The organism is Geodermatophilus amargosae, assembly GCF_900116515.1.
Classification (GTDB): Bacteria; Actinomycetota; Actinomycetes; order Mycobacteriales; family Geodermatophilaceae; genus Geodermatophilus; species Geodermatophilus amargosae.
In genome coordinates this window covers 1-8,592 of record NZ_FPBA01000052.1, presented here as the reverse complement: position 1 = coordinate 8,592, position 8,592 = coordinate 1, and the positions used below count along the sequence as shown (strand labels likewise).

The 8,592-nt window shown below is 66.2% G+C and carries 8 protein-coding genes and 1 pseudogene; 7 read left to right on the top strand and 2 right to left on the bottom strand.

The annotated features are described in order from the left end of the window. The 3 genes and pseudogenes from BM414_RS30460 to BM414_RS27930 form a co-directional block, all read left to right on the top strand. The coding region (locus tag BM414_RS30460) for a hypothetical protein (RefSeq protein ID WP_217644971.1) at positions 1 to 877 on the top strand (877 nt) is incomplete at its 5' end. A gap of 186 nt (positions 878 to 1,063) precedes the next feature. After that, positions 1,064 to 2,401: a tetratricopeptide repeat protein gene (locus BM414_RS27935; protein ID WP_139246124.1), complete on the top strand. Its 1,338-nt coding sequence runs from the start codon at positions 1,064 to 1,066 to the stop codon at positions 2,399 to 2,401. A 135-nt stretch (positions 2,402 to 2,536) separates the two neighbouring features. After that, a pseudogene (locus BM414_RS27930) lies at positions 2,537 to 3,075 on the top strand (transposase family protein); the annotation flags it as partial. A 484-nt stretch (positions 3,076 to 3,559) separates the two neighbouring features. Here the strand turns inward: BM414_RS27930 and BM414_RS27925 are convergent. Both BM414_RS27925 and BM414_RS27920 read right to left on the bottom strand, forming a co-directional pair. Beyond that, positions 3,560 to 3,790 carry a hypothetical protein gene (locus tag BM414_RS27925; RefSeq protein WP_093585265.1) on the bottom strand — a complete coding sequence of 77 codons (231 nt, stop codon included), beginning with the start codon at positions 3,788 to 3,790 and terminating at the stop codon, positions 3,560 to 3,562. After that, on the bottom strand, positions 3,787 to 4,227 hold the full coding sequence (locus BM414_RS27920) for a GIY-YIG nuclease family protein (protein WP_175551887.1): 441 nt from the start codon (positions 4,225 to 4,227) through the stop codon (positions 3,787 to 3,789). The genes BM414_RS27925 and BM414_RS27920 overlap by 4 nt, the downstream gene beginning before the upstream one ends. 648 nt (positions 4,228 to 4,875) lie before the next feature. On the opposite strand from BM414_RS27920, the gene BM414_RS27915 reads away from it, so the two are divergent. From BM414_RS27915 to BM414_RS27900, 4 genes are all read left to right on the top strand, one after another. After that, positions 4,876 to 6,384: a hypothetical protein gene (locus BM414_RS27915; protein WP_093585260.1), complete on the top strand. Its 1,509-nt coding sequence runs from the start codon at positions 4,876 to 4,878 to the stop codon at positions 6,382 to 6,384. 324 nt (positions 6,385 to 6,708) lie between these two features. Beyond that, on the top strand, positions 6,709 to 7,620 hold the full coding sequence (locus BM414_RS27910; protein ID WP_139246122.1) for a hypothetical protein: 912 nt from the start codon (positions 6,709 to 6,711) through the stop codon (positions 7,618 to 7,620). Between the two features lie 43 nt (positions 7,621 to 7,663). Continuing rightward, a complete protein-coding gene (locus BM414_RS27905; RefSeq protein WP_139246120.1) occupies positions 7,664 to 8,236 on the top strand; it encodes a hypothetical protein in 573 nt (190 codons plus the stop codon). A gap of 92 nt (positions 8,237 to 8,328) precedes the next feature. After that, positions 8,329 to 8,592, top strand: a 264-nt coding sequence (locus BM414_RS27900; RefSeq protein ID WP_139246118.1) for a transposase, incomplete at its 3' end; no start/stop codon positions are given.

Here is an 8,592-nt window from a genome sequence, read left to right as displayed (position 1 = left end):
CGCCGAGACAGATCCCGGATCGGACAGTGGTGAGACCGCGGAGGGATCGGCCGAACAGCAAGACCCCACAGACGCCGAGACAGATCCCGGATCGGGAGCGTCGGTCCAGGAGGGCCCCCGCACCGTTCCGCCGGTTGGCGTCGAGGCGGTGGCCCAGTTCTATACCGCGGCAGGCGATGCTCCACCGAACTGCTGGTACTGGGTCGAACCCGTAGATAGTAGTGCCAACGCTAACGACACCGGAGGCGGCGGGACCGACAGCGCAAATACTGGGGACGACGACACCAGCGACGCCGAGCCTTCTCCCGCGCCCACGGCGGCAGGCGCCGTCCCCCGAGTACGCCTGGCGGCGGAAGGACATGTAGTGAGCTCGCTCGACTTCTACCCGGAAATCTGCCTGACCGGTTTCTCGGGACAGTCCGAGATCACCCTGACCGTCCAGCAACCCGACGGCTCCAGTTGGAGCCGCCAGGTGAAGGTGCTAGACGAGTTTGGCTCGACAAAGTCCTTCCTCAGCTGGGGGGACCCCGTCACCGGCCTACTCGGCGTCTATCGCATTGAGGCGTGGCAGGACGGGGTGTCCGCATCGCTAAACGTTCAGGTGGCACCCGAGCCTCAGCCCACCCGGATCTCGGGACACGGGGGCTTCTTGTTGAGCGGATTTGGACCCGGGCAACGGGTGGCCGTTCAGCTTTACAGCGGCCCGGCGGGCGGGGGAGTGGAGCCCTGGTTGTCCTGGATATCGAGCGACACCGTAACCGTCGACGCACAGGGACAGGCCCGCTACTTGGTACCCGGGAACAACAAAGATACCTGTTGGGGCCTGCTTATTGAGAATGTCGTGGACCCGGGACTACCTCCAACGGCGTGCTTCTGAGTCGGTTCCTGGGGGAGGAGCGGCATGTCCCGCAAGAAGCGGGCGCGGGCCCGCGGAGCAGCGGCGGGTGGCCGCTCCAGGCCTCCGCGCGCTCGGAAGGGACAAACCCCGCCTACGGCTTCAGGGGTACGGGCTCGGTGGTGGGCGCGCTGGCGCAGCACGCGGCTGTGGGGCTGGCTCGCGGTTGTGGGCACATTGCTGACGGTCCTGGCTACATCACTCGGGCTTTTTAACGACGCGATATCGTTCTGGAAAGACTACGGACCCCGGTCCCCGGTGGTCCTGACCGGTGAAGTGTCGGTCGCGGTCTACGGCCTAGGCATCGACACGGGCGGAGGTAATTTGCCTGCCACCGTAATCCAGCGGATTAACAAGCTAGAGGCCGGGCTGCAGCAGCACCTAGATAAGCGTCTGGCCCCCCTCGAGGAGGAGGGTCTCGACGTCGATACGGCAGGGCCGGAGCAATCCGATCTTCCGGACCCCGACCCTCGAACGCGGGCGCAGGCGATGCGGGAGCGCGCCGGCCGGGTCCACGCCGACTACGTACTCTCGGGGACAGTGTCAACGGCCACCGGCTCTGCAAGTGTGCGCCCCGAGCTTTACGTGTCACAGGGTGCCGTACCGGGAGCCGGCGAACTTACCGGCTTCCACCAGCTGGGGGCCGTTGATCTTTACGGCGATCTCGACAACCCGGTCGTGGCCGTGGACCTGCGTGAACGACTCCTGAGGAGCCTCAATTCGGTCGTCGAGCTCGCCATCGGCCTGGCGTACGACGCCCGGGGCGATCAGGACAACGCCGGTCACCACGTCATGCTGGCCGAGCAGGAATGGGACGTGGCGCTGAATCGGCAATTGCTCGACCTGACCGCCGGGAATTTGGCCGGGAAGCGCGGTGACCTGGGTGAGGCGGAGCGTCGTTACCAGCTGGCCGACACTGAAGAGGGGAGTGGCCGCGCCAGGTTCGGTTTGGCTGAGGTGGTCTACCAGCGGGCTAAGTGCGGCACTGAATCGGTCGACAGTGTCGCGCTGCGGGGGGCCGAACAGCGCTATCGGGAGGCCAGCGCGGCCGATCATCCTCCCGAAGCTTACCTAGAGGAACGGATCGCGTTCGGTCTAGGTCGAGTTTATGTCTGTCTTGGGCTGGCTGGGATTGAGGAGCGGTGGGCGGACGCCGAGCGCGAGCTGTCCCGGGTCACCGCTGCTTTCGAGGCTGGTGAATCGGACCTGCGGGAACTCGCCTCGGAGGCCTATGCCTGTCGTGCCATCGTGGCGCTACCGGCTCCGGGGGACCCCGCGCCTGAGCAGCGCCTCGAGCAAGCCGAGACCCATGCGCGGCGTGCCGTCGAGTTCGCGGTGAACTCAACACGGCGCGGGGTGCACTTCGGACAGCTGGGCTTCGTCCTAGGAGAGCTCGGAGAGCGGGAGGAGGCGCGTGCCGCCTACCTAAAGGCGGCCGAGCTGGACACGGCGCGGGCGGACGAGTATCGGCAACGTGTCACGGAACTCGACAATCCCGCCGACTGAAGTGACCCCGTGGGCCGGACACCATAAATGTCTTTTCCACCGCCGCGCACCTGGCCAGCTGGGCCGCATCTGCCCGGGCAACAGTAGCTCCGGCGGCCGGCTCCGTTCCGGGCGCACCCGCACGGCTCGGTCGCTCTGCGCAGCGCGCTGCTGGCCGCCCGCGCTGCCGGCCATGCCCATGTGACGGTGGACGGCACCCTGATCCGCACCGACCACTGCCGTGCTCCGGGGCCGACCGTCCGGACCGACCGATCCAGCCGGCAGGTGGACCTGTGGTGGTCGGGCAAGCACGCCGCCCACGGCGGCAACGTGCAGGTCATCGCCACGCCCGACGGCTGGCCGATCTGGACCTCGGACGTCCGGCCCGGGCGCGAGCACGACACCACCGCGCTGCGCACCCATCCCGAGGCGCTGCCGCTGCTGGCCGAGTGGACCGACGAGGCCCACGCCGCCCTGGCCGACCTGGGCTATGAAGGTGAGCGCACGGCCCTGGCCACGCCGATTAAGCACCGCACCGGCCACCGGCCACCGGCCACCGGCTGACCGCCGACCAGCCCACCGTCAACCTGCTGCACGCAGCCACCCGCGCTCCGGCCGAACGCGGCAACTCCGTGCTCAAGACCGCCTTCAAGGCGCTGCGCCGAGTCAGCTTCAACCCCTGGCGAAACGGCGCCATGTCCGACTCCTCATGTACTGCTACTTGGGTAGGCCCGGCCAAGAGGGTGCGTGCCGTGCCTCGTTATTGCCTTGTTGTGCGACGGGGTCTCCTTGCGCGGTCTGGTTCTCAAGCTGGGCGTCTCCATCCCTAGTCAAGTAGCGTCACGGCGCCGTCACCCCCTGCACGTCGGAGAACGAGTCCTAGCTGACGTTGTCGGGCGGGATGCAGCGAGGGGAGGGGTGCCGAATGTCCAAGCCCCCCGGGTAGCTGACCCCGCGTCGCTCAGTCAGCCCACCCCCCCCTTCCTGTCGGCGTCATGAAATAGGCAGTACGACCACCTGGGGACGCATGAGAGGAGCCTCAAAGACACGCGGGGTCGGGAGCCCGCCGTGCGGAATGTCTTCCCTCGCCTCGCGCAGAGCTGGGTCGGGCACTGCAGTAGTCACCGTCGAGCGACGGGCCATGCGCGTGGCAGCGTCGGCCCGTTCCTCGCGCGTGCCTCAGAAGGGTGGGTCCGTTCTGTCCACGTGATTCTGACTTTGCCAATACAGATTTTGGGCGCGGTCGATGCGCTCGGCCGCCTCCTCGTTGATCAGATTGGTGCACATGACTAGAGTCAGCTCGTCCAGGTCGAGTAGGCGGTCGGCGTTCTCTGCTGCGCTGAGTTCGCTGGAGAAGAGCGGTTTGTCCGAGTCGTACATGAAGTTCAAGGGGCTGTAGACGTCATTCATGTCTCCACCGTTAGAATAAAGACGCCTTCTTGCGTGACGATCATCTCGACCCGCCTGATGTCAGAGCGAAGTATTGCTCCATGCTTGGCATAGAGGCGATGAAATAGATTGACGTGACCTTCCAGCCAAGGTGGACTAATGCGGTAGGGCGCAGCCTCGTGCATCAGGGCCGCGACCGCCGTCTGTGGCGTTATAGCGAAGAACTCTCGCTTGTCGCTCACTCGCTGCTCGCTAAAGCGGCTGTGCAGCGCTCCCTCGACCCGTTCGGGATCCGACACGTACTCATCCCAGATGGCGATCAGCGGCACCGCTCGTCCGGTGCCGTGCAGCTCGCGGACTCGCTCGCCTGTTTCTCCCCGCGTAAAACCGATCTTCACGAACTTGGGTTTAAGGGGCTCGAGAAGAACGTAAACGCGTCCGGGCCCGACTGTAGGCACCGTAGCCTCCTCTTGATCAGGTGAATCTTCGGCGTTCCGTACGGCACCTTCGATGCGAGCACTCTAACCATAATCGGTCCATCCGACGCCCGCCCCAGCTGAGCGACTTACGGGGACTATCGGGCAGGCATGCACCACCTGTGAACTGAGTCGTCCGTGCCACGGTTACTGATCGTCGGGAGGCGGCTGGCCGCCTAGACGACGGCCCGCCGAAGCGCTGCACGAGGATGCGCAACAGTCGAGGAGCTGATCGACTTCCTAGTCGCCGAGCTCCGCGTGGACACCCCGGCCGGGAAGCAAGAATGAGGCGGGCCGGGAGCACTTCGAGGAGGGACAGTTGCGCGCAGCAATCCGCAGGAGGCCGAAGTGGGCGCTGGGCCAGTTGCGGAAGCTGGGGCACCTCTAGGTCAGTAGCTCACCAAGGTCGCCTGAGCGTCCGGCCCAACCACATACAGGTCTGTGTATAGCCGCGCCCGCACCCAGGCGGGACCCGCTGTGCCGCTGCCCAGGCAAGGTCGGGGGTCCCACCACGGCGTAGTGGTTGCCGGAAGCCCGCGTCATCAGCTCACTCCTCGACAAATGGGCTTGGACGGAGGAAGGTCAGCGGCCTTCGCGGTCGAGGGCGACCGCGGCGGAGGGTCGGGATCCATGCCCCAGGACATTTCGTTCTCGTACCGGCTGCCGCTGACCTACGTTCGGGTCACGGGAACGCGGACAGAGACGACGGACGGGTTGACCGGTCAAACAACGGTCGAGTGCAGGTCTACGGTGACGACCGAGACGGGCGCAGACCTGCTAACTAGGTGCCCGGTTAGCATCTCGCCCGAGGCGTTGGCCCGGCAGAAGACGACCTGGAATCTCCTTGAGGACAAGCGCCTCGCCGGCGCGGACGTGACGAGCACCGTGGAGCCACTCGCCGCGTGGAAGGCATCGCTTTCGGCCGGCATGGCGGTCCTAAGTGCGGGCCTGCCGCTGGTGGTCGGCCTGAGCCTTGGCCCTCCGGGATGGATTGCCCTTGCCGGTGCCGCGGGCGCGGCCACGCTCGGTGCCGGTTTAGGTAGCCGCCGATACCTCGTCAGCGTCAGCGGTGAGGAGGGCCTTGAGGTGGGCGGCGACGTGCAACCACCTGAGCCGCCGGCAGACGTGGGCCTTGCCCAGTGGAATGTCGACAGCCGTTACGGTGAGGAGAAGCCCAGGGAGGCTCAAATCCTCGCTGGGTACCGGGCGGCGCTGGCTGACGCGTCGGCAGCACACGCCACGGCGGTGCGCGCAATCATCGCCGATTCAGAGGGCAGCGACTCCTTTTACTGGGAGCAACGTCTCAAGTCGCTCGAGCTCGTCCTGCAGTCCGCATCGGTCGGTGCGATGCAGGCGGAAGCTGCGTACACGGCGTGGAAGGCAAGCAAGCTTCAAACCGTCGTCACCGACTGCGACGAGCGACTGCGTATCGATGTGCTGCCCGACCGTGCCCAACTTCAAGAATGGGCCGCTGATACGGCAGGAGGAACCGCGGCCTGGATGAAGCTCGCCGCAGAGCTTCGAATTGGCGTGTCGGTCGAGCTTGAGCACATCCTCGGGGACAACCAGAAGCTACACCTCCAGGAGTTCCAGCCCTTCGCCACTGCCGACGTGGTCCACTTCCGACAGCCGCGTCCTGCGAATCTTGAGATTTGGAGACTGACGCCGGAGGGAGCAACGGCCTACAGCCTTAAACGCGTGGAGGTTCGCCGTTTGCTCGTCGCGTTCCCAGGCAATGAGGAGACGATGCTTGTCCACGGGGGCAGGGGCGCTAGCAGTGCCGTCCAGTACGCCTTTGCTGCGTCCGGTGGCCTGACGAACATCGTCACCGACCAGACCGACCCAGCGCTCCAGCGCGCACACGATATTCTAGATCTCATCCCGGCCCTAAAGAATGCGGCCGAGGCGGGCAGCAGCATCAGGACGGCGCTGTCGCCGCCCTCGCTGGTCGACCGCGCCGCCGAGGCGAAGGCGGCTCAGGAGCTGGGCCTTCTGACCGGGCCCGAAGACCCGTTGAAGGAGCTGAAGGACAAGGTTGCCGAGCAGGAGCTGCGTGCTCGGCTGCGGCTGGCCGAGCAGATGGCGACAGCGACGTCGCCGCCTGTATTCGTGACCGTCCGGGGGCCGGCGAGCGAATAGCCACCCCATCGTGGTGACGGAGCGGCGGGGGAGCCGTGACCGCTACCGTCTCCTTCAACGGCTCGCTGTCGGCGCTACGGTGACGGGCGGGCGGGTCTGCTGCACAGCGTCTGCATACAGCGGCCCTGCGACGTCGTTGGCTCTTGCTCCCTCCAAGCGGACGATGGCCCTTGACCTTCCAGGTCGGTTCACAGCTAAGCACCTGTGTGCGCAGGGCAGTGTGGTCCCGAGGCTCGCGCGGAAGGCGGGTTACAAGTACGACGTCATGTAGGCGGACGGTGAGGACTCGATACCCTGGAGTCACTACCGGGTGTGGAGGGCTACATGACCGAGCGCACTGTGCGCTTCTTCGAGATCACGGACGTGCACGGACATCGCCTACCGGCCGATCTGCCCTTCGAAGCCATCCGCAACGCGGTCAACGACGTGGCCGAAGACAAGGCCTACGTGTCCGTGGGCAACACCATGGAGGTCCTCGGCTCGACGTACGAAGCGCCGACCAGCGGCCCGCGACCCACCGTGCCTCTCATCACGCTCGACCGGATCACCCGGGACGTCCGGCTGCGGATCGAGCGACGACGGAACTACCGGCCCCTGGTGCTCGGGCAGGACGAGACCTGGGCTGAGCCCACCTTCTTCAGCCTCTTCCCACGCAACGTGCTGGCGGTCCTGCGTAATAGTGGCAGTGCTCCGGGTGTCGCATCATTCCGGGACTACATCAATCACCTCGAAATCCTTGACGGTGCGATCGGCGTGACGCCGCTGGCTGACCGCAACGCGGTCAGGGCCATCGCGGACGTGGACACACTCACCAAGCTGACCGTGGCCATCGGCGCGGACGTCAGCCCCGACGACTTTGACGGCACGCCGCTGATCGCGGATGTGCTGCGGCAGGCCCGCACGCGGCTGGGTGCCGTCGGGTTCGAGTTCACGGTCAAGCTGGCGACGCAGGGTCAGGCCGAGGCCTCCGACATCGCCGTCGACGAGCTCCGCCAGCTCGTCGAGGGCAACGGGCTGGCTCACGTCACCAAGGCCCAGATGACCTACCGCCGGCTCGAAGACCACCGGGCGGACACCTACAACTTCATTCAGGAGGCGGTCACCACGGGTGTCGTCGTCGAACTCGTGGATCAGACGGTGCAGCCCACGCTGCGGTCCGCCAGCGAAGCCACCGCCAAGGCCTACAACGAGGACAAGTACGACGACATCCAGTCGGCCCTGCGGCTGTCGGATTGACAGTGCCCGGGCGTAGGTTCCGGTCATGGCAGGTCAAGGAGGTGTGAACGGGGGTATCAGCAGGCCAGGCCCGGTGCGGAAGGCCGCATCGCTGGCGTTTGCTCGGTGGATTCAGTGGTATTGGTGTGACGTCCCGCTGGCCGCCCTCATCGTCGTTGTGGTCGCCGTCATCCCCTGGGTCCGGGACGTCGTGGACCTCCTCGGCAACCTCAACCTGTCCGACCGACGGAGCATCTTTACCGACCTCCTCAACGTCACTGCGCTGTTCGCGGGCTTCACGACGTTGGCGACCGCCACGTATCTGGGATGGTCCAGTCGGGGCATCACCGCGGTGCGGCTTTTAGTCGGCAAGGACTTGCTGCGGTTGTGGCTGATCTCGACCAGCCTGCCGTGGCTCTGTGCGGTGGTCCTAGTCATCGTCAAGATGACCGACCGGGGTGCTGATGAGCCGACCAACGTCATGAGGTGGGTAGCAGTCGGCTCGATGATCGTCCTGGCTGAGCAACTCGCCAGGGTGCTCTACCTCTTCTATTCACTGGCGATGATCGAGCAGCAGCCACGGGGGCCGGTGCGCCCGGTAGCTCCAAGGCCTATCGGCGTCCGACAACCACGCTGACCCTTCAGGCGTTCGTCAGGCCTTAGAAGACGTTGCGGAAGTAGGTCGTCGGGCCCTGCCGGTCGGTGACGCGTCGACGCAGGGTGCGGGGCATGTCGTCCCCGGCGTCTTCCCCGTCGCCGCGGCTGATCAGTGACGAGCTGTGGGCGCTGGTCGAGCCGCTGATCCCCCCGCGTCGCCCGGCCATCCACGGGCGCACCGGCCGGCCCCGCACCTCCGATCGGGACGTCCTCGAGGGCATCGCCTTCGTGCTCTCCACCGGCATCGGCTGGGCCAAGCTGCCGACCGAGCTCGGCTATGGCTCGGGCTGGACCTGCTGGCGCCGGATGCATGAGTGGGCCGAGGCCGGTGTCTTC